Source organism: Pseudomonas sp. MIACH, assembly GCF_001269925.1.
GTDB lineage: Bacteria > Pseudomonadota > Gammaproteobacteria > Pseudomonadales > Pseudomonadaceae > Aquipseudomonas.
The window spans coordinates 59101-85963 of the sequence record NZ_LHVO01000024.1 but is presented as its reverse complement, the minus strand read 5'-3'; the positions used below and the strand labels follow the sequence as shown (position 1 = coordinate 85963).

At 60.1% G+C, this 26863-nt stretch carries 24 protein-coding genes; 11 read left to right on the top strand and 13 right to left on the bottom strand.

The features are described from left to right. Positions 1 to 16: 16 nt before the first annotated feature. Positions 17 to 967, bottom strand: a complete 951-nt coding sequence (locus AD670_RS08915) for a LysR family transcriptional regulator (protein ID WP_053130678.1) — start codon at positions 965 to 967, stop codon at positions 17 to 19. A 108-nt stretch (positions 968 to 1075) separates the two neighbouring features. Here AD670_RS08915 and AD670_RS08910 point away from each other — a divergent pair, with 108 nt between their 5' ends. Beyond that, complete coding sequence (locus tag AD670_RS08910) at positions 1076 to 1825, top strand: sulfite exporter TauE/SafE family protein (protein ID WP_053130675.1); 750 nt, start codon at positions 1076 to 1078, stop codon at positions 1823 to 1825. Here AD670_RS08910 and AD670_RS08905 read toward each other — a convergent pair. Next, entirely contained in the window at positions 1815 to 2696 is an 882-nt protein-coding gene (locus AD670_RS08905) for a LysR substrate-binding domain-containing protein (protein WP_053130672.1), read from the bottom strand. The genes AD670_RS08910 and AD670_RS08905 overlap by 11 nt on opposite strands. A gap of 70 nt (positions 2697 to 2766) precedes the next feature. Here AD670_RS08905 and AD670_RS08900 point away from each other — a divergent pair, with 70 nt between their 5' ends. Together AD670_RS08900 and AD670_RS08895 are read left to right on the top strand one after the other, a co-directional pair. Then, positions 2767 to 2973: a DUF1127 domain-containing protein gene (locus AD670_RS08900; protein WP_053130669.1), complete on the top strand. Its 207-nt coding sequence runs from the start codon at positions 2767 to 2769 to the stop codon at positions 2971 to 2973. Between the two features lie 45 nt (positions 2974 to 3018). After that, positions 3019 to 4239, top strand: a complete 1221-nt coding sequence (locus AD670_RS08895; RefSeq protein ID WP_053130667.1) for a winged helix-turn-helix domain-containing protein — start codon at positions 3019 to 3021, stop codon at positions 4237 to 4239. A gap of 78 nt (positions 4240 to 4317) precedes the next feature. On the opposite strand, the gene AD670_RS08890 is transcribed toward AD670_RS08895, so the two are convergent. Then, entirely contained in the window at positions 4318 to 5664 is a 1347-nt protein-coding gene (locus tag AD670_RS08890; protein ID WP_053130664.1) for a class II 3-deoxy-7-phosphoheptulonate synthase, read from the bottom strand. A 125-nt stretch (positions 5665 to 5789) separates the two neighbouring features. Between AD670_RS08890 and AD670_RS08885 the strand changes: the two genes are divergently transcribed. Continuing rightward, complete coding sequence (locus tag AD670_RS08885) at positions 5790 to 6545, top strand: spermidine synthase (RefSeq protein WP_032889040.1); 756 nt, start codon at positions 5790 to 5792, stop codon at positions 6543 to 6545. Positions 6546 to 6578: 33 nt separating this feature from the next. On the opposite strand, the gene AD670_RS08880 is transcribed toward AD670_RS08885, so the two are convergent. Continuing rightward, positions 6579 to 7370 (bottom strand): crotonase/enoyl-CoA hydratase family protein, encoded by a 792-nt coding sequence (locus tag AD670_RS08880; RefSeq protein ID WP_053130661.1) that lies wholly within the window; start codon positions 7368 to 7370, stop codon positions 6579 to 6581. 411 nt (positions 7371 to 7781) lie between these two features. On the opposite strand from AD670_RS08880, the gene AD670_RS08875 reads away from it, so the two are divergent. Then, positions 7782 to 9455, top strand: coding sequence for a DEAD/DEAH box helicase (locus AD670_RS08875; protein ID WP_017136163.1), 1674 nt, complete (start codon positions 7782 to 7784; stop codon positions 9453 to 9455). A gap of 69 nt (positions 9456 to 9524) precedes the next feature. Here AD670_RS08875 and AD670_RS08870 read toward each other — a convergent pair whose 3' ends face one another. Beyond that, positions 9525 to 10292: a class III extradiol ring-cleavage dioxygenase gene (locus AD670_RS08870; RefSeq protein WP_053130658.1), complete on the bottom strand. Its 768-nt coding sequence runs from the start codon at positions 10290 to 10292 to the stop codon at positions 9525 to 9527. Positions 10293 to 10397: 105 nt separating this feature from the next. Here AD670_RS08870 and AD670_RS08865 point away from each other — a divergent pair, with 105 nt between their 5' ends. Next, positions 10398 to 11054: a thiopurine S-methyltransferase gene (locus AD670_RS08865; RefSeq protein WP_053130655.1), complete on the top strand. Its 657-nt coding sequence runs from the start codon at positions 10398 to 10400 to the stop codon at positions 11052 to 11054. Positions 11055 to 11108: 54 nt separating this feature from the next. On the opposite strand, the gene htpX is transcribed toward AD670_RS08865, so the two are convergent. Beyond that, positions 11109 to 11996, bottom strand: a complete 888-nt coding sequence (htpX, locus tag AD670_RS08860; protein WP_027607000.1) for a protease HtpX — start codon at positions 11994 to 11996, stop codon at positions 11109 to 11111. A 303-nt stretch (positions 11997 to 12299) separates the two neighbouring features. Continuing rightward, on the bottom strand, positions 12300 to 13511 hold the full coding sequence (locus AD670_RS08855) for a pyridoxal phosphate-dependent aminotransferase (protein ID WP_017136168.1): 1212 nt from the start codon (positions 13509 to 13511) through the stop codon (positions 12300 to 12302). A gap of 202 nt (positions 13512 to 13713) precedes the next feature. Here AD670_RS08855 and msrB point away from each other — a divergent pair, with 202 nt between their 5' ends. The 3 genes from msrB to AD670_RS08840 all read left to right on the top strand — a co-directional run bounded on the left by msrB (position 13714) and on the right by AD670_RS08840 (position 15298). Beyond that, entirely contained in the window at positions 13714 to 14106 is a 393-nt protein-coding gene (msrB, locus tag AD670_RS08850) for a peptide-methionine (R)-S-oxide reductase MsrB (RefSeq protein WP_053130652.1), read from the top strand. Positions 14107 to 14324: 218 nt separating this feature from the next. Beyond that, positions 14325 to 14810, top strand: coding sequence for a glutathione peroxidase (locus AD670_RS08845; protein WP_053130650.1), 486 nt, complete (start codon positions 14325 to 14327; stop codon positions 14808 to 14810). Further along, positions 14807 to 15298, top strand: coding sequence for a MarR family winged helix-turn-helix transcriptional regulator (locus tag AD670_RS08840; RefSeq protein WP_053130647.1), 492 nt, complete (start codon positions 14807 to 14809; stop codon positions 15296 to 15298). The genes AD670_RS08845 and AD670_RS08840 overlap by 4 nt, the downstream gene beginning before the upstream one ends. Here the strand turns inward: AD670_RS08840 and AD670_RS08835 are convergent. Next, entirely contained in the window at positions 15252 to 17561 is a 2310-nt protein-coding gene (locus tag AD670_RS08835; protein WP_053130645.1) for a response regulator, read from the bottom strand. The two genes, AD670_RS08840 and AD670_RS08835, sit on opposite strands and share 47 nt — an antisense overlap. Positions 17562 to 17724: 163 nt before the next feature. On the opposite strand from AD670_RS08835, the gene AD670_RS08830 reads away from it, so the two are divergent. Both AD670_RS08830 and AD670_RS08825 read left to right on the top strand, forming a co-directional pair. Next, entirely contained in the window at positions 17725 to 18615 is an 891-nt protein-coding gene (locus AD670_RS08830; RefSeq protein WP_053130643.1) for an ATP-binding protein, read from the top strand. Then, positions 18612 to 19094: a GAF domain-containing protein gene (locus AD670_RS08825; RefSeq protein WP_053130641.1), complete on the top strand. Its 483-nt coding sequence runs from the start codon at positions 18612 to 18614 to the stop codon at positions 19092 to 19094. Before AD670_RS08830 ends, AD670_RS08825 begins: the two co-directional genes overlap by 4 nt. On the opposite strand, the gene AD670_RS08820 is transcribed toward AD670_RS08825, so the two are convergent. The 5 genes from AD670_RS08820 to AD670_RS08800 all read right to left on the bottom strand — a co-directional run bounded on the left by AD670_RS08820 (position 19095) and on the right by AD670_RS08800 (position 26773). Continuing rightward, positions 19095 to 22754 carry a transporter substrate-binding domain-containing protein gene (locus tag AD670_RS08820; RefSeq protein WP_053130639.1) on the bottom strand — a complete coding sequence of 1220 codons (3660 nt, stop codon included), beginning with the start codon at positions 22752 to 22754 and terminating at the stop codon, positions 19095 to 19097. A gap of 8 nt (positions 22755 to 22762) precedes the next feature. Next, positions 22763 to 23383 carry a response regulator transcription factor gene (locus tag AD670_RS08815; protein WP_053130637.1) on the bottom strand — a complete coding sequence of 207 codons (621 nt, stop codon included), beginning with the start codon at positions 23381 to 23383 and terminating at the stop codon, positions 22763 to 22765. A gap of 256 nt (positions 23384 to 23639) precedes the next feature. Further along, on the bottom strand, positions 23640 to 24035 hold the full coding sequence (locus AD670_RS08810; RefSeq protein ID WP_053130634.1) for a response regulator: 396 nt from the start codon (positions 24033 to 24035) through the stop codon (positions 23640 to 23642). A 171-nt stretch (positions 24036 to 24206) separates the two neighbouring features. Then, positions 24207 to 25538, bottom strand: coding sequence for a deoxyguanosinetriphosphate triphosphohydrolase (locus AD670_RS08805; protein ID WP_053130631.1), 1332 nt, complete (start codon positions 25536 to 25538; stop codon positions 24207 to 24209). A 71-nt stretch (positions 25539 to 25609) separates the two neighbouring features. Continuing rightward, entirely contained in the window at positions 25610 to 26773 is a 1164-nt protein-coding gene (locus tag AD670_RS08800; RefSeq protein ID WP_053130630.1) for an EAL domain-containing protein, read from the bottom strand. Positions 26774 to 26863: the final 90 nt, after the last annotated feature.

The window sequence follows — 26863 nt, the reverse complement described above, 5'->3', positions numbered from 1 at the left end:
AATTCGCTCCAAGCGGTCAGACCAGTCCACTCTGCAGCGCCAGATCCCAGGGTGGCACGGGACTGAATCGGGACTTGAGGTATTCCAGCAACAAGCGGCTGCGCGCATTGGGTTGCTGTTCCAGGCGCAGTGCGTAGATCCCTGTGGTCTCCGGGCTGGGCAGGCCGTTTTCGCAAAACAGTGGCAACAATTCTCCGCGCACCAGGTACTCACTGGCCAGCCAGGTGGGCAGATGGGCGATTCCCAGCCCAGCGAGAGCGCCCGATAACAACGCTTCAGCGTTGTTGGCACTCATGCGGATGCGCCGCGGGCGATACGTTGCACGTCGCCCGTCCAACTCAAAGCGCCAGGCGAACATCGGCGCCAGACCGTCCCAGTCCAGGCCGTCATGCTCGCTCAACTCACTTGGATGCGCCGGCGTGCCACGGCTTTTCAGGTAGGCCGGGCTGGCGCAGGCGATGCGCACGATACTGGCCAGGGGCGTGGCGATCAGCCGGGTATCGACGATATGCCCGGCACGCAATACCAGGTCGACCTTGCCCAGGTGTGCGCCCTGCATATCGACAAAACTGTCGATCAAGTGCAGGTGTACATCAAGTCCGGGGTAAACGTTGAGGAAGTCGGCGATCACCGGTGCCAGGTGCCGGCGACCGAACGCTGCCGGTGCATCCACACGAATCAGTCCTTCCGGCGCATGGCTCAGGGAAACGGCTTCCGCCCGCGCCAGTTGCAACTCGCTGACGATCCTGCGCGCCCGTTCGGCAAAGGCCAGGCCCGCCGGTGTCGGCACCACCGCGTGAGTGCTGCGCTGGAACAGGCGGCTGCCCACGGAGCTTTCCAGACTGTCGATGCGTCGGGCGACTGCCGAGGGAGTCAGCGGATGGCGACGTGCAGCGGCGGAGAAGCTGCCGGTTTCCAACACATCCAGAAACAGGCTCAGTTGATCGGTCAGCGTATTGGGGTTCATCGGTAAGTGCTTGTGCGAGATTGGCACAGCCATTGTGCGTTGCTGTGCGTTTCCGCGCTAGAGTCGACTGCGTAGCATGCAAGGCCTGAGAACGTGGAGTAGCGAGCGGTGTTGGATTTAGCGATTTACGTGATATTGGGCGCGGCCCTCGGCACGGTGGGTGGCCTGTTTGGGATTGGTGGCGGACTGATTGCGATCCCGGTGCTCGGCGTGTTGTTCGGCCTCGACCAGCAACTCGCCCAAGGCACGGCGCTGGTGATGGTGGTGCCCAACGTGATGCTGGCCCTGTGGCGTTACCACCAGCGCAACCGCATCGAACTGCGCCACGCATTGCCATTGGGGGTCATGGGCTTCAGCTTTGCCTGGCTCGGCTCAATCTGGGCGGTGGGGCTGGACGCAGGCGCCATGCGCATCGGCTTTATTGCGTTCTTGCTGACGCTTTCGGCTTACAACCTGCTGCGCATGTTCACACGCAATGCGCCGCCAACGGCACACATGCGTTACTCCTGGCCCTGGCTTGGCGTGTTGGGCGCGGCGTCCGGTTCCATGGGCGGATTGTTTGGAGTGGGCGGCGCGGTGGTTGCCACCCCGGTGCTCACCAGTCTGTTTGGCACCACCCAGGTCGTCGCCCAAGGTTTGTCGCTGGCCCTGGCGTTGCCCAGCACCGGCGTGACGTTGGTTACCTATGCCTGGCACCACGAGGTGGACTGGATGATCGGCGTGCCGCTCGCCGTCGGCGGCTTGCTCAGTATCAGCTGGGGCGTGAAGGTCGCCCATGCGTTGCCGGAGCGTGTGTTGCGCGGCCTGTTCTGCGGCTTTCTGGTGGTATGTGCGGTAATGCTGACCTTTAAAGTCTGAAGCCTTCAACGATGTATTCGGCCAGGCACTCGGTGATGGGGGAGGTCATTTGCGGGTTACGCAGCAAGTGCAGATTCATCGAGGGCAGCGCTGGGAAACCCTCGTCGCTGCCGAGTACGCGCAAGTCTTCAGTCACCAGGCTTTCCATGCAGATCATGGCAGCCAGGCCGGCACTCACCACTGCCAGGATCGCCGCCACGTTGGTGCTGTGATACGCCAGGCGATAATCCCGCCCGATTGCATCCAGTGCGGCCTGGGTCCACTGCGTGTACATGCAGTCGGGACCGGACACCGCCAGGGGCACGGCATCGTGCTCTTCCACGCAAAAACATGGCGCCGCTGCCCATACCATGCGCTCTGTGCGCAAAAGCTCGCCGATTTCCTTGCCGGGCTCGCGGCTGATAACGGTCAGCGCCAGATCCCGTCGCTGCATCAGCACCCTTGATGACTCGCAGTGCAGCTCGATCTGGATCAGCGGATATGCCTTGGAAAACCGCTTGAGGATCCCGGGAAGGAAACGCATCACGTAGTCGTCCGGCGTACCTATGCGTACCAACCCCACCATATGCGGCTCGCGCAGTGTGTTGAACACCTCGCTGTGGAGCTTAAGGATGCGCCGCGCATAACCCAGCAACACCTGGCCCTCGGGCGTCAGTCGCACCTGCCGGCCATCGCGCTCGAACAGCTTGCGCTGCAACACGTCTTCTTCCAGGCGCTTCATCTGCATGCTCACCGCCGATTGGGTGCGGTTGACCAGTTCTCCTGCGCGGGTAAAACCGCCCTGGTCGGCGATGGCGACGAAGGTGCGCAGCACTTCAGTGTCGATGCTCGGGTAGCCGGACAATTGATCAATCTCCGAGATGTATTGCATAAGAAACATTCGTTGGATTGATCATAAGGCCAGGCACACACTCGCGTCATCCCCACTGGAGGGCGAGAAGATGAAAGGTCAGAAAGGTTATGTGTTGATCGCCAAACAGCCGTTTTCCAGGCTGCTGCAAGTGGTATTGCGTTGGCAGGTGTTGCGCCACGAACGCCAGGTCCTGGCGAGCTTGAACGATGATGCGCTCAAGGACATCGGCCTCAGCCGTGCCGACGTGGAGCAGGAGAGCCATCGGCATTTCTGGGAAGATCCGCTGCGAAAATGACTGCGGGTGCAGTAGGGTAGGTCGCGAGCATTCAAGGAGATTCCCATGCCCGTCGACCTGTCTTTTTCACTCAAGCAAGCCCGACGCATGGCGCTGGCGGCCCAGGGATTTTCCGGGCGTCAGGCGCCAGCACAGATTAAAGCCGCACACATCAACCGCGTGATCGAGCGCTTGGGCGTGTTGCAGATTGATTCGGTCAATGCACTGGTGCGCTCTCATTACCTGCCGCTGTTCTCGCGCCTGGGCAATTACTCGCCGTTGATGCTTGAGCAAGCGGCCTGGAGCCAAGGCCGGCGGCGTTCGCTGTTTGAGTATTGGGGGCACGAGGCCTCGCTGCTGCCGATGGCGTTGTACCCGTTGATGCGTTGGCGTATGGAGCGGGCGCAGCAGGGGCGCGGCATTTATTCGCAGATGGCGCGTTTTGGTCGTGAGCAACAGGCCACGATCCAGCGCGTTTTGCAGACCGTCGAGCAGCAGGGCGCCCTGGGTGCGGGCAGTTTGTCGACCCGCGAAGAGCGGGCCGGCCCCTGGTGGGACTGGAGCGATGAAAAACATGCGCTTGAGTGGCTGTTCGCCGCTGGCCTGGTTACCGTTGCTGGCAGACGTGGTTTCGAGCGGCTCTACGACTTGCCCGAGCGCGTCATCCCCGGCGACATCCTCCAGCAGGCACCATTGGCCGAGGCCGAGGCCCAGCGTGGCTTGTTGCTGCACAGCGCCACCGCCTTAGGTGTAGGCACCGAAAAAGACCTGCGCGACTACTTCCGCCTTGACCCCGCCGATAGCCGCAGTCGCCTGGCCGAACTGGTTGAGGACGAGCAGTTGCAGGTCTGCCAGGTGCAAGGCTGGAAGCAAGTGGCCTACTGCCTGCCCGAGCCCAAAGTGCCACGTAAAGTGTCGGCCAGCGCACTGCTGTCGCCCTTCGATTCGCTGGTCTGGGAGCGCAGCCGCACCGAGCGACTGTTCGATTTTCGCTACCGGCTGGAGATCTACACCCCACAAGAAAAACGGGTGTACGGCTACTACGTGCTGCCGTTTTTGCACAATGAGCGGATCGCTGCCCGGATCGACCTGCGGGCCGAACGCGCCAACGGGTGCCTGGCCGTGCATGCGGTGCACGAAGAGGAGCCGGGGCTGGATGAAGAGGGGATGCAGGCGCTGGCGTTGAACCTGCGGCAAATGGCCGACTGGCTGGGGCTTGAACATATCCAGCTCAATTGCCAGCGGCCGAGTGCCGACCGGTTGCGGTTAGCCATGCTGCACCTGTAGGCGGAAGGCGCTTTGGTGGCAAGCCCGCTCGCCACACGAGGCTTTGTTGCCACAGGAAGCCCTATTTCCAAACGTCTGCTAGCGTTTGACCTGCTTCAACGTCTCGGCAATCAGGAATGCCAACTCCAGCGACTGATCGGCGTTCATCCTTGGGTCGCAGTGGGTGTGGTAGCGGTCCGACAAGCCATCTTCAGTGATCGGCCGCGCGCCGCCGATGCATTCGGTAACGTTCTGCCCGGTCATCTCGATATGAATCCCGCCGGCATACGTGCCCTCGGCCTGGTGCACCTGGAAGAACTCCTTGACCTCGCCGAGGATCTGCGCGAAGTCGCGGGTCTTGTAGCCGCTGCTGGCCTTGATGGTGTTGCCGTGCATCGGGTCGGAGCTCCACAACACCTGCTTGCCTTCGCGCTGCACCGCGCGGATCAGGTTGGGCAGGTGGTCGCCGACTTTGCCTGCACCCATGCGCGCGATCAGGTTGAGACGGCCGGGGTCGTTGTCGGGGTTGAGGATGTCGATCAGACGGATCAGGTCGTCCGGGTTCATGCTCGGCCCGACCTTGACGCCGATCGGGTTGTTCACCCCGCGCAGGAATTCGACATGGGCGCCATCCAACTGACGGGTGCGGTCGCCGATCCACAGCATGTGGGCCGAGCAGTCGTAGTAGTCGTTGGTCAGGCTGTCGCGGCGTACGAAGGCTTGTTCGTAGTTGAGCAGCAGCGCTTCGTGGGCGGTGAAAAAGCTGGTCTCGCGCAGTTGCGGCGAGCTGTCCATGCCGCAGGCGCGCATGAAGGCCAGGGTTTCGTCGATGCGGTCGGCCAACTGGCTGTATTTTTCGGCCAGGGCGGAGTTGGCGATAAAGTCCAGGTTCCACTTGTGCACCTGGTGCAGGTCGGCAAAACCACCCTGGGCGAAGGCGCGCAGCAGGTTGAGGGTGGCGGTGGACTGGTGGTAGGACTGCAGCAGGCGGTCCGGGTCCGGCACGCGGCTTTTTTCGTCGAAGCCGATGCCGTTGACGATATCGCCACGGTAGGCGGGCAGGGTGATGCCATCGATGGTCTCATCGTTGGCCGAGCGCGGCTTGGCGAACTGGCCGGCCATGCGTCCGACTTTCACCACCGGGCAGCCGGCAGCGAAGGTCATCACAATGGCCATTTGCAGCAGCACCTTGAAGGTGTCGCGGATTTTCGCAGCGGAGAACTCAGCAAAGCTCTCGGCGCAGTCGCCACCTTGCAGCAGGAACGCGCGCCCCTGGGTCACTTCCGCAAACTGACGGCGCAACTCGCGGGCTTCCCCGGCAAACACCAGCGGCGGATAGCTGGCCAGGCTTTGCTCTACTTGCAGCAAGTGCGCAGCGTCCGGGTACTGGGGTTGTTGCTGGATTGGCAGGGCGCGCCAGCTGTCGGGGCTCCAGGGTTGGCTCATCATGAACTCGATTGGCTGATTGACGGTCGGGCGCCAATGTTATCAGCAATTAGTGCGTGACCTGTTGCCGCCGGTTGGCCGACAATCGCGCCTTTGCCGTGCAGCAAGCCCGTTTAGGAGTTGTGATGACAGAGGAGCGTGTCGAGCGCCTGCTGGCCGAAGTCCATGATGATTTCGGCATGATCCGTGTGCTCGAAGTGGCCGATTACCGCTTTCTCGAATTTGGCGACGCCATCGAGCAAAGCTGCGTGTTCACTGCCGACCCGAGCTGGCTGGAGTATGACTATACCCGCGCGATGCTGATCGGCGCGTTGTGCCATGAGCAGCCGGAGAGCGCGCTGTTCCTCGGCCTGGGAGCTGGCACATTGACCCAGGCGTGCCTCAAGTTCCTGCCGCTGGAAGACGTCGAAGCCATCGAGCTGCGTCCCGATGTGCCGCGCCTGGCCATCGAGTACTTGGGGCTGGATGATGATCCGCGCCTGTATATCCGCATCGGTGACGCCTTGGAATTGTTGGAGACTGCTGAATCGGCGGACCTGATTTTCGTCGACCTCTACACCGATGTCGGCCCCGGCGTCGGACACCTGGCGTGGACTTTCCTGGAGAACTGCCAGAAGAAACTCAACCCCGGTGGTTGGCTGGTGATCAACCAGTGGGCCACCGACGATGGCAAGCCCTTGGGCGCGGCGTTGCTGCGTGGTTTGTACCACCGCCATTACTGGGAACTGCCGGTGAAGGAGGGCAATGTGATCCTGCTGGTGCCTTCGGAGCTGGACCAGGAGCTGGATCTGGATGCGCTGTCTACTCGGGCTGAGTTGTTGGCGCCGCGCCTGGGGTATTCGTTGCAGCCGTTGATCAAGGCGATTCGGCCGGCTACGTAGTCGCCTGTACCGACGCCATCGGGGGCAGGCGACTCAAATGCCCTTGAACACCCCCGGCCGCTTCTCGATCATCGCCCGCACGCCTTCCTTGGCGTCTTCGCTGTTCAGCAATTTATCCACCATCGGCGGCAGCGCGGCAGCCGCAACGGTTTCGCCTTCCATGCGCGCCAGGCGGGCCGACATCAACGTGGCCTGGACGCCAAGCGGCGCCTGGCGCGCAATGCGACTGGCCAGTTCGATGGCGCGGGGCAGCAGGTCTTCACTGGCCATCACCTCCTGCACCAAGCCCAGGCGCAGCGCTTCATGGGCGTCGAACTCATCGCCGGTGAGCAGCCAGCGCATGGCGTTGCCCCAGCCGGCGATCTGATGAAAGCGCAATGTCGCACCACCAAACGGAAAAATCCCACGTTGCACTTCCATCTGCGCAAAGCGGGTATTGCTCGCGCACAGATTGATATCCGCAGCTAGCATCAACTCGATGCCGATGGTCAGGCAGTAGCCCTGGGCCGCGACGATCACCGGTTTACTGACCCTGGTGCCTGCGAAAACGCCCCACGGATCGCAACCTCCCAGCGGCGGTTGCCAACCTCCCGCCATCACGCCGCTGACATTTGCCAGGTCCAGGCCCGCAGTGAAGTGGTCGCCGTGGGCAAATACTACGGCCACCCGTGCTTCTTCATTTCGATCAAAATCGCCATAAGCCAGGCTCAGCTCATTGAGCAAGTCCAGGTCAAAGGCGTTGCGCTTGGCGACCCGATCCAGGCCCAACAGCAGGACATGGCCCTGCAGTTCACGGCTGACGCGGCTGCTGTTGGCTTGATTCATGGGGTATGCCCTCGGACAGGGGAAAGGTTTCGGACCAATGGGAGGTGAACCGTTTAAGCGTCATGAGCAACAGGGCCGGGCCTTTGAAAAATAGACCCTGGTGCGCTTATCTGCAAAGGCTGTGATGCAGCGCGGTTTATCGGCGCCTGGCGATAAAAAAAGCTCCCTTTTTCAGGTATTTCCGGTATAGTGCGCGCCGGCCTTTAACCGGGCCGCGTTTAGGTAGCGCAATTCCCCGAAGTCAGCTTCGGCTGCATGTCCGCACAGCGGACTCTCCCTTGACGAATCTTTTTCATTCATTCGTTTTCGCAAATCCCCGCCGACAAAGCAGCCAGGGCGACTCTTGAGTCTCAACACGGCATGCGCAGCTTTGGAGCATGGGTCTTTGCGGATGCACTTAGAGGCAGACCCATGACCCAGGAAACCGGCGGCTTCGCCGCTTTTAATCTTAACCCGAACATTCTCGCTGCCGTCATCGCGACCGGCTACGAAGAACCTTCGGCGATTCAGCAGCAATCGATCCCGATCATCATGGCCGGCCAGGACATGATTGGCCAAGCGCAAACCGGTACCGGTAAAACCGCCGCGTTCGCCCTGCCTATCCTGCACTGCATCGATCCTGCCAAGCGCGAACCGCAAGCCCTGATCCTGGCGCCAACTCGTGAGTTGGCGCTGCAAGTAGCAACCGCTTTTGAAACCTACGCCAAGCAAATGCCAGGCGTTACCGTTGTTGCCGTTTACGGCGGCGCACCGATGGGCCCGCAACTGAAAGCCATCCGTAATGGCGCTCAGATCGTTGTTGCCACCCCGGGCCGTCTGTGCGACCACCTGCGTCGCGACGAGAAAGTCCTGTCGACCGTGAACCACCTGGTTCTGGACGAAGCCGACGAAATGTTGAAGCTGGGCTTCATGGATGACTTGGAAGTCATCTTCAAGGCGCTGCCACCGACCCGTCAGACCGTACTGTTCTCGGCCACCCTGCCACAGTCGATCCGTGCCATTGCCGAACGCCACCTGCGCGATCCGCAACACGTGAAGATCCAGACCAAGACTCAGACCGTTACCGCGATCGAACAGGCTCACCTGTTGGTTCACGCTGACCAGAAGACCTCGGCTGTATTGAGCCTGCTGGAAGTCGAAGACTTCGACGCCCTGATCATGTTCGTGCGTACCAAGCAAGCGACCCTGGACCTGGCCAGCGCCCTCGAAGCCAAAGGCTACAAAGCCGCTGCGCTGAACGGTGACATCGCCCAGAACCAACGTGAACGCGTGATCGACTCCCTCAAGGATGGCCGTCTGGACATCGTTGTGGCGACCGACGTAGCGGCCCGTGGTCTCGACGTTCCGCGTATCACTCACGTGTTCAACGTTGACATGCCTTACGATCCAGAATCCTACGTTCACCGTATCGGCCGTACTGGCCGTGCCGGTCGCGAAGGTCGTGCACTGCTGCTGGTGACTCCACGTGAGCGCCGCATGCTGCAAGTGATCGAGCGTGTAACCGGTCAGAAAGTGGCTGAAGTCCGTCTGCCGGATGCCCAGGCCGTTCTCGATGCCCGCATCAAGAAACTGACCAACAGCTTGTCGCCGCTGGTGGCTGACGCTGAATCGACCCACGGCGACCTGCTGGACCGCCTGACCGCCGATATCGGTTGCACCCCACGTGCCCTGGCTGCCGCCCTGCTGCGCAAGGCTACCAATGGTCAGGCCCTGACCCTGGCAGCGATCGAGAAAGAGCGCCCACTGGTGCCGAACAACGCGCCACGCGGTGATCGTCCAGAGCGTACCGGCGACCGTCCGGACCGTGGTGATCGTGAGCGTCGCGCTCCGGTTCCATTGGCTGAAGGCCGTGCTCGTTGCCGTACCGCGCTGGGTGCGCGTGATGGTATCGCTGCCAAGAACCTGCTGGGCGCTATCCTCAACGAGGGTGGCCTGGCACGTGAAGCCATCGGTCGCATCCAGGTCCGTGACAGCTTCTCCCTGGTGGAGCTGCCGGAAGACGGTCTGGAAAAACTGCTGGCTAAGCTGAAAGACACCCGCGTTGCCGGCAAGCAATTGAAGCTGCGTCGCTACCGCGAAGATTGATCCGCCCTTGGGCTGATTGATCGCACATAAAAAATCCCCGACTGGTTCGGGGATTTTTTTTGTCCGGTGTTAACCGAAGCGGTAGATGTCCATACCCAGCGCGCCCAGGGTGAACCCCTGGTGTGCAACGCTGAAGTCACCCCCTGCGCCGCGCGCAAAGTACAGCGGCAACAAATGTTCATCGCTGGGATGGCTGCGCACGGCGTGTGGCGCCTGGCGACGGTAATCATGTAAGGCCGCCTCGTCATTGGCGGCGAGTGTGCCCACCATCCAGTCACGGAAGTCGCGTGCCCAAGGCTCGATACTCTCAGGTCCGGCCTGCCAGTTCAGCTCGCCCAGGTTATGGGTGATGCTGCCGGAGCCGATCAACAGTACGCCCTGTTCGCGCAAGCTGGCCAAGGCGTGCCCGACGCGGGTTTGCAGGGCAGGGCCCATGCGACTGGGCAAGGAGACTTGCACCACTGGAATGTCCGCTGCCGGGTACATCAGCGAGAGCGGTACCCAGGTGCCATGGTCAAACGGGCGGCGCTCATCGATTCGCGCATTCAAGCCGTCGGCATGAAGCAGGCTGACGATTTGGTTGGCCAATTGCGGGTCGCCCGGCGCCGGGTACTGCACGGCGAACAGCTCGCGGGGGAAACCGCCGAAGTCGTGCCAGGTCTCGGGCGCGGCGCTGCCGCTGACCAGCAGTTCCTGGCTTTCCCAGTGCGCCGACACCACCACAATTGCCTTCGGCCGTGGCAGTTCAGCGGCCAGGCGCTGCAGGGCAGGGCCGCTGGCGCCGGGTTGCAGGGCAAGCATGGGCGATCCGTGGGAGATAAACAGGCTGGGCAACATAAGGAAGGTCCTGAGGTTTAACATGGGCCCATCTTTAATCAGATCATTGATCTAAATCTAATATAAGTTTTAGCGCTTTTTGATCGAATTTTCGGAGGTGATTCCATGGAGCCCACATTTTGGCAGGAACGCTGGGCGCGCAATCAGATCGGCTTTCACTTGCCCGAGGTCAATCCTTACCTGCTGCGGTACTGGCCTTCGCTGACCCTTGCCCAGGGTGCGAAGGTACTGGTGCCGCTGTGTGGCAAAAGCCTGGACCTGATGTGGCTGGCCAGCAACGGCTATCACGTACTCGGTGTTGAACTGTCGGAGCAGGCGGTTGAAGCCTTTTTCAACGAGCAGAACCTGACGCCGCGAATCACTCGGCACGGTGTGTTCAAGGTGTACCAGGCTGATTTGATCGAAGTATGGTGCGGCGATTTTTTCGCCTTGGACGCTGGGATACTGGCTGATTGCACTGCACTTTACGACCGTGCCGCCCTGATCGCCTTGCCGCCGCTGATGCGTGCGCAGTACGCCGAGCAGTTGAACAGCCTGTTGCGGCCAGGCTGCCAGGGGCTGTTGATCACCCTGGACTACGACCAGACGCAAAAAGCCGGCCCGCCCTTTGCGGTGACGGATGATGAGGTGAAGGTGTTGCTGGGGGTCCAGTGGCACCTGGAGGTGCTCGACACTCAGGATATTCTGGGTGAGAGTTGGAAGTTCGTGCAGGACGGTGTCACGCGCCTGGAAGAGTGCGTTTATCGGCTCACCAAGATATAAAATCCGGGCACAAAAAAAGGGGCGATCCAATCGCCCCTTTTGCATTGCCGGGTATCAGCCCCGACGACGCAGTGCGTCGATACGCTCTTCCAGCGGCGGGTGGCTCATGAACATGCGAGCCAGGCCCTGCTTGACGCCACCGTTGATGCCAAAGGCGGTCAGGCTGTCGGGCATATGCACCGGCAGGCCCTGTTCGGAGCGCAAGCGCTGCAGCGCACTGATCATTGCGCTGGTGCCTGCCAAGCGTGCGCCGGCTTCGTCTGCGCGGAACTCTCGTTTGCGCGAGAACCACATCACAATCGCGCTGGCCAGGAAGCCCAGTACCACTTCGGCAAAGATGGTCGCTACAAAGTAGGCGATACCACGGCCGCCTTCGTTCTTGAAGATCACCTTGTCGACAAAGTTGCCGATGATCCGTGCAAAGAACATCACGAAGGTGTTAACCACGCCCTGCACCAGCGCGAGGGTGATCATGTCGCCGTTGGCTACGTGGCCAATTTCGTGGGCGAGCACCGCCTTCACTTCATCGGGTGAAAAACGTTCGAGCAGTCCCTGGCTGACCGCTACGAGGGCGTCGTTCTTGTTCCAGCCCGTTGCAAAGGCATTGGCCTCGTAAGCAGGGAAAATCCCGACTTCGGGCATTTTAATACCTGCTTCTTGAGACAACTGCTCCACGGTTTGCATCAGCCATTGTTCATGGCGAGTGCGTGGTTGAGTGATGATCTGGGTGCTGGTGCTCATCTTCGCCATCCACTTGGAGATGAACAGCGAGAACAGCGAACCGGCAAAACCAAAGACCGCACAGAAAATCAGCAGCTGATTGAGGTTCAGATCAACCCCGTTGGCCGCCATGAACCCGTTGAAGCCGAAAAGGCTCAGGGTGATGCTGGCAATCAGCACGACCGCCAGGTTGGTGGCCAAGAACAGCAGGATGCGCATCATGGTTGTAGAATTCTCCTCATGCTTAATATGTCGCGTACTGCGGGGTATATAAGGTGCGGCTTGGGGTGATTCAACCGAGCGACTATTTCAAACTGTGTCCTACAGCTTGAATGTAGAGCCTTGAAGGGATTTTCCGATGATGAATGTCATCCGTTAAAAGCCACTTTTTGCCTTGCGGCCCCGTAACCACAGGGGCTTGTGGGTGTAGAAACGCAAGTGCAGTGCGGGGAAAGTGGATAGTCAGAGAAGTGTTGCCAGATAATCGCTGTACGACCGAATGTCGGTCGTACAGCACCATGGCTGTTACTGGCGATAGGACTTGAGGAAGTTGCCGATACGGCCAATGGCCATGTCCAGGTCATCCACGCGCGGCAAGGTCACCACGCGAAAGTGATCCGGCCACGGCCAGTTGAACGCCGTGCCCTGGACCACCAGCAGCTTTTCCGACAGCAGCAGGTCGAGCACGAACTTCTCGTCATTGAGGATCGGGCAGACTTTCGGGTCAATCCGTGGGAAGGCGTACAACGCGCCCATGGGCTTCACGCAGCTCACGCCCGGGATTGCATTGAGCAGCTCCCAGGTACGGTTGCGCTGTTCCAGCAGGCGGCCCTGGGGCAGGACCAGGTCATTGATGCTCTGGTAGCCGCCGAGGGCGGTCTGGATCGCATGTTGGCTTGGCACGTTGGCACACAGGCGCATGTTGGCCAGCATGTCGATGCCTTCGATGTAGCTCTGGGCGTTGTGCTTGGGGCCGGAAATGGCGATCCAGCCGGAGCGGAAGCCCGCCACGCGGTAGGACTTGGACAGGCCGTTGAAGGTCAGGCACAGCAGGTCGGGCGCCAGGGACCCGGTGCAGATATGGACTGCATCGTCATAGAGGATCTTGTCGTAGATCTCATCCGAGAACACCACCAGGTTGTGCTGACGTGCCAGCTCGAGCATGCCCAGCAGCACTTCCTTGGAATACACGGCGCCAGTGGGGTTGTTTGGGTTGATGATCACCAGGGCCTTGGTGTTCGGTGTGATCTTGGCCTTGATGTCGGCCAGGTCGGGGAACCAGTCGGCACCTTCGTCACACAGGTAGTGCACCGGATGGCCGCCGGCCAGGGTCACGGCGGCGGTCCACAGTGGGTAGTCCGGCGCCGGCACCAGCACTTCGTCGCCGTTGTTGAGCAGGGCCTGCATGGACATCACGATCAACTCGGACACACCATTGCCCAGGTAGATGTCTTCGATGCCGACACCTTCGACCTGCTTCTGCTGGTAGTACTGCATCACCGCTTTGCGCGCGCTGAACAGACCCTTGGAGTCGCTGTAGCCCTGGGCGGTGGGCAGGTTGCGGATCACATCCTGGAGGATTTCGTCCGGCGCTTCGAAACCAAAGGGCGCCGGGTTGCCAATGTTCAGCTTGAGGATGCGATGGCCTTCCTCTTCCAGGCGTTTGGCGTGCTTGAGCACCGGGCCGCGAATGTCGTAGCAGACGTTGGCGAGCTTGTTCGATTTGCTGACCTGCATGGCGATGTGATCCTGAAAATGAACGATCCAGACGGCGTGGGCACTACCGTACTGTGAATCCTGCGAGGCCCGCACCCATAAATACGTTTGAATGCCGATAGCGCGGGTGCCAGACTGGCGTTTTGAAGAGGCGCAATCATACGTGCCGCCTGATCCATGGAAAAGACACAGATCAGGCTTTTTAAGTTGCCGAGGTGTACCGATGGAAAAGTTGCAGAAAAGCGTTGAAGAATGGAAGGCAATGCTCGATCCAGAGCAGTACAACGTGTGCCGCCTCAAGGGCACCGAGCGGCCTTTCAGCGGTAAGTACAATGAGACCAAGACCGAGGGCGTGTATCACTGCATCTGCTGCAATGAGCCGCTGTTCGATTCGACCACCAAATTTGATTCCGGCTGTGGCTGGCCAAGCTTCTACGCGCCGATCGCCGACAGCGCAATGATTGAGATCCGTGACGTCAGCCACGGCATGATTCGCACCGAAGTCACCTGCGCCAAGTGCGATGCGCACCTGGGCCACGTGTTCCCGGACGGCCCGCCGCCCACTGGCCTGCGCTACTGCATCAACTCGGTGTGCCTGGACCTTGTTCCTCGTTAACTCGACTGACGGCGGGCCCTTGTAGGAGCGAGCTTGCTCGCGAAAGTCGTCAACGATTACACGTGCATTCTGGTTCAGCGCGGTGTCCTTGAGTTTTTCGCGAGCAAGCTCGCTCCTACAGAGTGTTGATGGGATGCCATCAGTCCGATCAATTAAATTGCACACAATTGAATTGCCTACTATGTTTCACCTTCTTCCCCCTTTATCGAGGCACTGCCATGAGCAACAACCTGCTGAGCATCCCTTGCACCACCATCAAGGGTGAGCAAAAGACCTTGGCCGATTTCGCCGGCAAGGCCGTGCTGGTGGTCAACACCGCCAGCAAATGCGGCTTCACCCCGCAATACAAGGGCCTGGAGCAACTCTGGCAGCAGTACAAGGACCAGGGCCTGGTGGTGCTGGGCTTTCCCTGCAATCAGTTCGGCAAGCAAGAGCCCGGCGACGAGGGGGCGATTTCCCAATTCTGCGAGCTGAATTTCGGTGTCAGCTTTCCGTTGTTCAAAAAGATCGACGTCAATGGCAGCGATGCCCATCCACTGTTCGTGCAACTGAAAAAACAGGCGCCGGGCCTGCTGGGGTCCAAGGGCATCAAGTGGAACTTCACCAAGTTCCTTATCGGTCACGATGGCCAAGTGGTTAAACGCTTTGGTCCTACCACCAAGCCGCAGGACTTGACCCAAGAGATCGAAGCCTTGCTCAAATGACCGACCTGCCTACCGTGTCACTGGCCCTGGACAACCAGCTGTGTTTCAAGCTCTACGCGGCGTCGCGCGCTGTCACCCGCGCCTATAAGCCGATGCTCGATCAGTTGGGGCTGACTTACCCGCAATACGTGGTAATGCTGGTGTTGTGGGAGTGGCACGACACGCCTGCGCTACAGCCGACGGTCAAGGCCCTGGGTGAACGCCTGATGCTCGACTCGGGCACGCTGACGCCGCTGCTCAAGCGCCTTGAGCAGCTTGAGTTAGTGACGCGTCGGCGCAGTGCCAGGGATGAGCGTGAAGTGCACCTGAGCCTGAGCGAGGCCGGTGTGCAACTGCGGGACCGGGCCCATGGCCTGAAGACGCGCTTGTTGTGTGATCGCGGCATCGATCTGAATCAGGCCGATGCCTTGCGCGATGGCCTCGACCAGTTGCTTGCGCAGCTCAAAGACTTGTCGTCCCAGGCACCCACAGGTCCAGCAGCGCATTGAGTTCTTCGCGGCGGAACGGCTTGGCCAGATAGTCATTCATCCCCGCCGCACGGCAGCGCTCGCGTTCTTCGGACAGGGCGTTGGCGGTCAACGCGACAATCGGCAGGTCCGGCCAGCGCCCGCTGCGACGAATCTGCCGGCTGGCCTCATAGCCATCCATCACCGGCATATTGCAGTCCATCAGCACCATATCGAAGCGTTGTTCTTCAAGAAACTTGAGGGCTTCGCCACCGTGGGCGGCCACGATCACTTCGCAGCCCAGCTTGCTGAGCATGCCCTTGGCCACCAGTTGGTTGACGGGATTGTCCTCCACCAGCAGGATGCGCGCCCGATGTGCGAGCGGCGCGGCATCCAGTTGGACGGGGTCAAGCACCAGGTGCGCGTCGGTGCGCAAGTTGCGTTGCAGGATCTGGTACAGCGCGTTGCGGCTCAACGGGCGCGCTTGCTGGTGCAACGGCGCCAGTGCCGCCACTTCTTCGCTGGGCATGAAATTGCCATAGGCGGTCACCAGCAGGATGGGCGCGGTAATCCCCGGCCGTATGCGGAACAGGCATTCCGGGCAGTCGGTAATCAGCAGGTCAGGCGTGTACCCGCTCAAATCGTCATCCATGGTGAAACAACGCGGGGCCAGTCCCCAGCTGGGCAGCAGGGTCATGAGCAGCTCTGTCAGGCCGCCGCCGACGTTGGTGATGGCAATGACCTCGCCCTTGAGGGGCGGCGGCTGTACGGCGGGCAAATGGGTGGGCAGTGGCAGGTCTGCGCAGAACTGGCTGCCAAAGCCGACTTCCGAGCTGATACTCAAGCGCCCCTTCATTGCTTCGCACAGGTTGTGCGTCAGCGCCAGGCCCAGGCCCGTCCCGCCAAACTGGCGAGTGATACCGGCGCCGGCCTGGGTGAACGGTTGGAAAATTCTCACTTGGGCCTCCTGCGCAATGCCGATGCCGGTGTCGCAGACTTCAATGCGCACCCCGCCGTCGTGGGTGCGCAGGCGCACATCCACACGACCAAAGCGTGTGAACTTCAAGGCGTTGGAGAGTAGGTTACTGACAATCTGCCGCACACGGGTCGGATCACCCAGTACCTGGGCCGGGAACTGCGGGTCGATCAGGCAGCTCAGTTCCACGCTCGGTGCGGCGTTCTGCGACAACAGGTTGGCGGTGTCTTCCACCAACGCGCCCAGGTCGAAGGGGATGCGCTCCAGCTCCAACTGGCCCGCGTCGAACTTGGACAGGTCGAGAATATCGTTGAGCAATTCCACCAGCACTTTGCCGGAATCATGGGCGATAGACAGTTGCTGGCGCTGCTCGGCGTTCAACGGGCTGTCCAGCGACAGTGCGATCATGCCCAGCAGGCCATTGAGCGGGGTGCGGATTTCGTGGCTCATGTTCGCCAGGAAGGCCGCCCGTGCCTGGGCCATGCCCAAGGCATTTATCTTCGCTGCTTCCAGTTCATCGTTGGACTGGGTCAGTCGCTGGTTGCTGGCCTTGAGCTCAAGGGTGCGCGCGGAAACGATGTGTTCCAGTTGCCCCAGGTATTCAGTCAACCGGTCTTCGGCGTGGCGACGCTGCTGGATCTCGGTTTCCATGTTTTCGAATTGCTGGTTGGCGACGGTCACCAATACGCCGATTTCATCGTGCTCATGCCCTGGCGGACAGTCCAGGCGTACCTGCTTGCGTGTGCTCAGCTCGCGAATAATGCGCACCAGTGGTTGGGTCAGCATCACGTAGAACAGGCCCAGCAAAATCCCGGTCAGCAGCAGGCTGCGGGCGAACCCGTTGAGCAGGGTTATCTCGGCGCGGCGCAGGAACCGGCTACCGAAGGCGTAGGTATCGACGTCCAGGCGCAGTACGCCAAGTGACTCGTTGGGCATGTGGCTCAGGAACAGTTGGTCTTCGAACTGGCGGTTGGCGCCAAACATGAAGTCACTGATAGGCCGGTACGTGCTTTCCTTGCGTGGCCGGTCGACATCGGCCAGCACCACACCGTTGTTGTCGATCAACTGCGCGCGAATGATGGCGGGGGAGTGCAGCAGGCCCAGGGTCAGTTCCTGGGCCAGTTCGGCATCGATGTTGTAGGCGATACGTGACGCGGGGTTATGGCTGATTTCGATCAGCGAACGTATTTCACGGTTGATGGATGCGTCTTCGCTGGCATAATCAATGCCGATTTGGATCAGGCTGAGTAAGGTTCCCAAGACGAAACCGACCAGCACAGTCAATCTGGCTTGTTTATAAGACAAGCGGTGGGCGAACTTGATATCCATCGAGTGTTGAACCACTTCACGTTTCCCTTCGCCCGGCAAGCATAGCTGAACATCCACAGGCTCAGGCTTGCCCGGTATGAATCGTTTTTCACGCAGCCCCAAGCGGTCTGTCGCAGGGTTGCCAATACGCCATCTTTTGCAAGAACTTGCCAGAGGAATAATCGTGGATTCTCGATTGAGTGCCTTTCTAGAACGAGCCGATGCAGTGCTTGCTCGCCTGGAGCCGCTATTGCCCGCGCCACGCCAAGCCATCGACTGGAACCAGTGCCTGGCCGCCCGTTGGCAGCGTGAGGGCCGCAGTGGCTTCCTGTTGCCGCTGGACGTGAGCCTGGACATGCGCCTGTCCGACCTGATCGGCGTGGATAAGCAACGTGAAACACTGGCGCGCAACACCCAGCAGTTTCTCGATGGCCTGCCTGCCAACCATGCGTTGCTGTGGGGGTCGCGGGGTACAGGTAAATCGTCCATGGTGCGCGCTTTGCTCGCCCAGCACGCCCAGGCCGGTTTGCGCCTGATCGAAATCGAGCGTGACCACTTGGCCGATCTGCCGCGTGTGGTTGAGCAACTGCTCAAGTTGCCGCAACGTTTCATCCTGTTCTGCGACGACCTTTCGTTCGAAGCGGGCGAAGGCGACTACCGTGTGCTCAAGAGCGTGCTGGACGGCTCCCTGGAACAGGCCCCTGAAAACGTGCTGCTGTATGCCACGTCCAACCGCCGCCACCTGGTACCGGAAAACCAGAGCGACAACGATAACTGGAAACGGGTGGATGGCGAGTTGCACCCCAGCGAGGCGGTGGAAGACAAGATTGCCCTGTCTGACCGTTTTGGCTTGTGGCTGTCGTTCTATCCCTTCACCCAGGAGCATTTCCTCGACGTGGTCGAGCACTGGATCGGTGAGCTGGCGAACAAGGCGGGTTTGCAGTGGCATCGCGATGAAGCCCTCGACATTCTCGCCGTGCGTTGGGCCACCGGGCGCGGCAACCGTAACGGCCGTTGCGCGTATCAATTCGCCCGTTACTGGGTGGGTCTCAAATTGCTGGAGCGTCAACCATGATCGATTTAAAGCAAGCCGGCACCGGCCTCGGTGGCTATGCCATGCTGTGCGCCCAGTTGGAGTCACTGCTGGCCGATGAACGTGATTTCATCGCCAACAGTGCCCAGTTCTCGGCTTTCCTGTTCAGCCAACTTGAGGATCTGAACTGGGCCGGTTTTTACCTCAACCGCAATGAAGAACTCGTGCTGGGTCCGTTCCAGGGGCAGATCGCTTGTGTGCGTATTCCGTTTGGCCGTGGCGTGTGCGGTACGGCGGCGGCCTCGCGGCAAACCCAGCGAGTAGAAGATGTGCATGCGTTCCCCGGGCATATCGCTTGTGACAGCGCATCCAACAGCGAACTGGTGGTGCCACTGGTCAAGGACGGTAAATTGCTGGGTGTCCTTGACCTCGACAGCCCGTTGCCAGCCCGCTTTACCCCTCAGGATCAGGCGGGTATCGAACAACTTGCAGCGATTTTCCTGCGCTTGACCGACTGTTGATCAAACAGGGGCGCGTCCCGCCCCTTGCTGGCTATCCAGCGCGTGAAGCCGCACTTGCAGAATCCTCTCCAGCTCCAGCATCAGCTTTTCCAGGGACTTCACACTCGCTTCGATCCGAGGCCGATCATCGCCTCTGGCACAGGCCTGTTCGAGGGCTTCGCACTGCGAGGCCAGCGCACTGGCCTGAACGATGCGAGCAGCACCCTTGATCTTGTGAGCCTGTTCGATGATGTCCTCGGTGCCGGCCTGAGCCGTTATCAGCGCGACCAACTCCTGGCGATCCTGGCGACTGCTGCGCAGCAGTTCCTGGAGCAGTAGACGGCTCATATGTGTGTCGCCACCGGTAAGGGCCTCGAAATTGCCGATGTCCATGACCAGGCCTTTGGGGTGGGGACTGATCTTTGCCAGTTGCCGCTCCAGCGCCGTGAGGTTGATGGGTTTGAACAGGCAGTCATCCATGCCTGCCTGTGCACAGCGTTGCTTCTCTTCGGGTTGGGCATTGGCGGTAAAACCCAATACCACACAAGGCGTCAGTTGTTCGCGCTGCTCGTATTCGCGGATCGAACGGCTCAACTCGTAGCCATTCATGATCGGCATGTTGCAATCGGCGATTACCAGGTCGAAGTGCTCCTGGCGCCAGGCCTGGAAACCGGCGGCGCCGTTCTGGGCTGCGGTGAACAGGTGGCCCAGGTAACCCAACTGCTGACACATCAACAGGCGATTCGCCGGATGATCGTCCACGACCAGCACATTGAGCACTGGCACGTCCGCAGTTGCGGCGGGCTTGAGTTCGTCCACCACCTGCACCGCCTGCAGGCGATTCATCTTCAGGTTCACATGCACCTGGGTGCCCACCATGGGCACGCTGCTCAGGCTCAGTTGCCCGCCCATCATTGCGCACAGGCTGCGGCAGATCACCAGTCCAAGGCCGGCACCGCTCCTGGCCAACTGTCCTGAGTTGTCCGCCTGGGCAAAGGGTTCGAACAGACGCATCTGGTCCTCCCGGCTGATACCGATGCCGGTGTCCTCCACCACCAGTTTCATCTCGACCTGCTGCGCCAGTTCGGTGGCTGATACGTCAACCTTGATTTTTACCTCGCCACGTTCGGTGAATTTGATGGCATTGCTGACGAGGTTGGACAGCACTTGCTTGAAGCGCAACGGGTCGATCAGGACTTCGGTGTGTTCGAGATCGGAGGTGAACTCCAGCAACAGGCTCAGGGTCTTCTGGCGTGCCAGGCCGTCGAAGACACGCACCACCGACTCGATCACCTCCCTCAGGTTGACGCGTTCCGGTGCCAGGCTGAGGCGGCCGGATTCAATACGCGCAATATCCAGGATGTCGCCGATCAGCTCCAGCAGGTCCTTGGCCGAGTTGTAGGCGACTTCGATGGCAGGGCGATCGAGGTGGCCCTGGTCCGCACGCTTCAGGGTCAACTCCAGCATGCCGATCACCGCGTTCATTGGCGTGCGGATTTCGTGGCTCATGGTGGCGAGGAACGTACTCTTGGCCCGATTGGCTTCGTCGGCCCGCTCCTTGGCGGTGCGCAGTTCGTCGAACAGCTGGCGTCGCTCACTGATGTCGATCCAGCCACCGATGATGCCCTGAACTTCGCCGACGGAGTCGCGGTACGGCAGGATCCAGTGGTAGATCGTGAGTTTTTTTCCGCGAATATGCAGGGTGCGGTCCAGGATCAGCGGCTTGCCTTCGGCCACCACCCGCTGATAGTCGGCATGGTATTGCGCCGCTTCTGCTGCAAGGGCAGTGCTTATCTGGACCGCGCTTCTGCCTATCACGTCCTCACGTTTGACGTCGAAAACCTGCAGGTAGCTGTCATTGCAGGTCTGCAGCAGCCCCTTGTTATCACGGACGTAGATCGGATGCGGGGTTTCATTGACCAGCGCGCGCATGAACTCGAACTGATCATTGAGGGCGCGCTCGGCCATTTTTCGGTGTTTGATCTGGCGGCGCATGTAGGCGTTCCAGCTCAGGGAAATCAACAGCAGCAGCCCCGTGCCGATGATGATGCGCGCAATCAACTGGTGGTAGTCACGCCAGTAGCTGTCGGATGCGGCGCTATAGCCGCGCCAGCGACTGTTGATCACCCCCAGTTCATCGGGGTCGATGCTGAGTAAGGCCTTGTCGAGAATCGAGCTGAGTTCGGTGGCGCTGCGGGATGTCGCCAGCCCGAAGGTGGCCGGCATCGTGCCAATGCTGGAGCTGATTTGAATCTTGTCCTGGAACATTTGCGAAGACAGGAAGTAATTGGCGACCACCAGGGTATTCACCGCGCCTTCCACATTGCCTTGTATCAGCAATTCGGCGGACTTGAACGTGTCACCGGTCTCTACCAGTTGGATCTTCGGAAAGTGTTCGCGCAGGAATTTCTTCAGTGGGCTGCCTTGGGTGACCGCCAGGCGCTTGCCTTCCATTTCCTCCAGGCTTGCTGGGGCCTGGCCGTCCTTGCGTGTCAACATCACATAGGAGTTTTCCAGGTATGGCCGACTGAAGTTCAGTTGGGCTTCCCGCTCCACGCTGGGGATGATTGCTCCGATGAGGTCCGCCTTGCCGGCCTCCACCTGCTCGATCATCGTGTTTACATCACGCCCGCGCTGGATCTCGAAGCGCAGCCCGGTGCGCAGGCGAATCAGTTCCAGCAGGTCGGCTGTAATGCCGCGAAAATTGCCATCGGCGTCGAAGAACGTCAGCGGCGCGAAAGTGGGGTTCACGATCACATTGACCACCGGGTTTTCTCGCAGCCAACGTTCTTCGCGAAAGGACAGTTGCAGCTTTTGGTCGGTCAGCAGGATATCGCTGCCGGCACTCCAGCGTTTGGCGATCGCTTCCCGTTCGGTGGTGGGGACGGCCATCAGTACGGCGTCGACGATGCTCAACAGCATTCGCTGGTCCTGGGGCATTGCAAAGCTGAATCCATAGGCTTCATGTTTGCCGAAGTTCGCCATGCGAATGTTCTTCAGGTAACCCTTGTTGATCATGTAGTGGGTGGAAATGGTATCGCCGAGAAAAACGTCAGCCTGGTCAAATGCCACTGCATTCAAGGCGTTTTGATAAGAGGGGTAGGCACGGATGATTGCCTTGGGGTACAGCTTTTCCACCTCGTGCAGTGGCAGATAGTGATAGACCAATGCCAGCCGCATGCCGGCCAGCCCATCATTCAGGCTGCGGGTTTCGCCTTCACGAGTCACCAGTACCGGCCGATCCACGGCGTACGGTTTCGACAGGGTCAGGTTGGGAATTGCCGCTTCAAAGCTGTTGGAGGAACCCAGTAAGTCGATATCCCCCGCTTCAAGGGCACGAATGGCGGCCTCTCGTGAGGGGTAGCGCAACACCTTTACCGGCAAGGCCAGCGCCATTGCCAGCAAGCCGGCGTAATCGGCGGTGAGTCCTTCATAGTCGCGTCCGCTGGAGGTGAGGTCAAAGGGCGGGTAGTCAGGGAACGCCGTACCCAGCACCAGTTCGCGTTTGTTCTGGAGCCATTGGCGTTGGGTCTTGCTCAGGTGGGGTTCCAACTGTACGGAACTTGCGCGACTCAATAGGCTGAAATGTTCCGCGTTCGCTGAAGGGGCTGCAGGCACAGCGGTGCTGAAGCACAAACCGGCACTCAATATAATCAAATAGTCCTTTATACGCCTGGGCATCCGATTTCTCACACTAGCGCGTTTCGTTTTGCCATCTCGATAAGTTCTACCAAGGACTTGGCTTGAAGTTTTTGCATCAGCCTCTTTTTATAGGTGCTTACTGTTTTGTTGCTCAGGAACATGCCTTTCGCTATTTCCTTGTTGGTACGGCCTTGTGCAAAAAGTTGCAGTACCATCAACTCCCGATCGTTAACGGCCTTGAACAGTTCAAGTTCCTTGCCGCTCTCGTCGTTGGTGTTCAAGGCCTGGCTGGGGAAATAGTTGTACCCGGACAGCACGGCGCGGATGGCGCTCATCAACTCACTCAGGTCACCTTCCTTGCACACGTAGCCATCGGCCCCGGAGCGCATGCAGCGAGTGGCAAACAGGGTGGGGGATTGAGCGGTCAGAACCAGGGTTTTCATCGAGGCGTTCATGGCGTTGAATCGACACAGCACTTCCAGTCCGTCGAGTTTTGGAATGCTGATGTCCAGGATGATCAGGTCCGGCATGCATTCGCGGACCATTTGTATGGCATCGCAGCCGTTATCCGTTTCGCCGACTACTTTGAAGTTTTCTTCGTGCTCCAACAACATTCGTATGGCAAGTCTTATAACGGGATGGTCATCAATAATAAAAACTGTGTTCATGATCATATTCCATGCAAGTGCAAATAAAGCGGGCACATTAGCTCAGAAGTCGAGGGGTAAGCATGAACCTGAGTGGCAACAGGTATAAAACAGGAAACTTCCTACGTTAAAAAAGGTAATGACCTACCCATCCATCAGGCGCTGTAAGTCGAGAGGTTAGGGTTTCGCAGGGAAACGGTCTGGATCGGCATGGCAGGGGACTTGCGGTGCTTATGCGCGATTTTTTCGACGGGTGAATTTGTTTAAAGTCCTACATTCATAACGTGAGTAATGTATCGGTCAAATGGGCAAGCTCATCTTTATTCAACGGCTTCAGCAAGTAACCGAGCAATGGCAGGCCACGGTTGAGGGCTTGGGTTTGCAACACGGACAGTTCTGTCTCGGGAAGTCCGCTAAGCAAGATGGCGGCCTTGATAAAGCATTGGCGACTGGCAATTTCAATCAATTCAAGTCCAGGCAGGTCGGGTAGGCACTGGTCACACAGGATGATGTCGAAAGGCGCTTCGGCCTGGGTCATCACTCGGATTGCCTGCTCGGCGTTTTCGGCCGGGGTCAGTTGTTCGAAGCCGAAACTTCTGAGCAGGCATTGCGTCGCGAGCAGTTGAAAGGGATGGTCCTCCACCAACAGGATTCGAAGGGGGTAACTGGGCATAGAAGGCACACGGTGAGTTAAGCATCGATGGGGGGCACGTAGGAACTGTTCGCCAGACTTGCCCGGAGCGTGCGCGATTATTCTTTGGGTGTTTGTGCGAATTCGATCAGGCCGCTCTGTTCCCGTCGTAGGCAGATTCTGTTCAGTGAACAGGCGGCGTGACCCGGCTGGTTATTGAGGGCTGGAGCGCCCGGTCATCTCCCGTGCCATTTCAGTGGCATAGCTGTCGGTCATGCCGGCGATGAAGTCGATCATCCGCAGGAACGACTTGTGCAACGGCCACGCCGGGTCCGGCGCGTTGTTACCCAGCAGGTCGAGAATGCGCCGGTTCTTGAACGATGGCGTGCGCCCGCCATGCTGTTCCAGTGCCGCGCCGCAAAAGGCGTTCAACAGGATTTCCAGAGTGGTGTAGGCGCCGATCTCGTGCAGGGTCTTGCGCTTGTCCTGGAAGATTTTCTTGCGCGCCATGTCCTTGGCATCCAGCACGCAACGTTTGGCGGGACCGTGCATATGCTCCACCAGGTCGCCGGGCAGGGTGCCGGCCAACAAGGCATCCTGTTGCTCGACGAAGGCGCGCGCCGCGGCGTTGGTCAAATGCTCGATGGCCTTGCCGCGCAGGATCGCCAGCTTGCGTCGGCGTGAATCCTGGGAGCCCAGTTGCCGATAGGTCTGCGGCAGGTCATCGCCCACCAGGTCGAGCAGCAATGACTCGACTTCGGCGTACTCCAGCAGGTCCATTTCCAGGCCGTCTTCCAGGTCGATCAAGGCGTAGCAGATGTCGTCCGCCGCCTCCATCAGGTAGACCAGGGGGTGGCGAGCCCAGCGTTGTTCTTCGAGTTGCGGCAGGCCGAGTTTGTGGGCGATCTGTTCGAGGATCGGCAGCTCGCTCTGGTAGCAGCCGAATTTGTGTTTCTTGTAGCCCAGGGAGTCGGCGTGGCGGGCGGTCCAGGGGTACTTGAGGTACGTGCCCAAGGTCGCGTAGGTCAGCCGCGTACCGCCGTCGAACTGATGATATTCAAGTTGGGTCAGTACCCGGAAGCCTTGGGCGTTGCCTTCGAAATTAAGGAAATCGCCACGCTCGGCGGCGCTCATGTCGTCCAGCCAGCCGCGTCCGGCCGCCTGCTGGAACCAGTGGCGGATAGCATCTTCGCCGGAGTGCCCGAATGGCGGGTTACCGATGTCATGGGCCAGGCAGGCCGATTGCACCACCATGCCCAGGTCGCTCGGGTCGCACCAGTCGGGCAGGGCGCTGCGCAAGGTTTCGCCCACGCGCATGCCGAGGGAGCGGCCTACGCAGCTGACTTCCAGGGAATGGGTCAGGCGTGTGTGGATATGGTCGTTGCTGGACACCGGGTGCACTTGGGTCTTGCGCCCCAGCCGACGAAACGCGCCCGAGAAGATAATGCGGTCATGGTCTTTGTGAAACGGGCTGCGGCCGAGTTCTTCCGGGCTGTGCAGGGGTTTTCCAAGGCGTTCGCGGGTAAGCAGGGTGGGCCAATCCAAGGCGGGTACTCTCCGTACGGTGAATGACCCTCCCAGCTTCCCGGTTAAGCCCCGACGGGGCAAGCGAAAATCTAGAGTCCGGCCGCGTCGATATCGATTAACAGCAAGCGCTGACCGTTATCGAAGAATTGTCCGGCGGTGAGGCAATACTGGTTGGTCGTGGCGTCGCGATAGGTCGAGGACAAGGTCAGCCGTCGCTCCTCCCAACCTTCGGCCAGCAGATGATAGAAATACGGGCGCCAGGACCAGTTGTGGCCCAGGTAGCGGCTGTCGGCTTGCCAGGCGTCCTGATGCCACTCGAAGTTGGGTGTCAACTGGGTGCCATGCCGGTCGCACTGGTAAAAGCGCAGCAGCCAGGGGAAGTCCGGTAATTGCGGCAACTGGCTCAGCGGCGCCTGGCCCAGGGCCCAGGCCTGCAGGATTTTCATCAGTTCAACCAATTGCTGGCGCAATTGCATGATGCGCCCGCGTTCCGCCAATTTCTGCTGCACGTACGTCGCACGCAGTTGGGCAAAGCGCGGCACGAAGGCGTCGGTGGCGAACCAGTCCAACTGCGCCTGGGCAAACAGGTAGCCCTGCACATAGCGCGAACCGCATTCCAGGGCGAAGCTCAACTGCGCCTCGGTTTCCACGCCCTCGGCAATGATCCAGCAGCCGGTCTTCTCCGCCATCTGCGCCAATGCGCGCACCACCTCACTGCTCGGCCCACCCTTGGCGGCTTCCTGGAACAGGCGCATGTCCAGCTTGAGAATATCCGGCTGCAACGCCAGCACGCGGTCGAGCTGGGAATAGCCAGCGCCAAAGTCATCGATGGCGATGCGGGCGCCGGCCTCGCGATAGCGCACGACCACCTCGGCCAGGCGCTGGATGTTACCGCCCAGTTCGGTGATCTCGAACACGATGCGCCGGGGATCGACGCCATGGCTGTGGATCTGTTTGAGGCTCGGCAGCGCCTGGCCGGGGCGCAGGCGGTTGATCCAGCGCGGTGAGATGTTCAGGCTGAGGAACCAGTCTTCGGGGGCTTCATGCAAACGGCTCAAGGCATCGTCGCGGATCTGCCGGTCGAGGCGGCGTAAGGTCGCGCCTGGCGTGCGCGGGTCGGCGAACAGCGGCCCCACGGACTGCAAACGACCGTCAGCCTGGCGTAGACGCCCCAAGGCTTCGACGCCGGCAATGCGGCCGGTGGCGGTGTCGATAAACGGCTGGAAGCAGGCGAGCGGTTGCCCGTCGATCACGGAGCCTCCTTAAGAGAGGTGGCGAAAAAAGACCCGGACCTCGAAAACGAGGACCGGGCCGATTCTGTTAGCAAGAATGCAGCCAGCAGG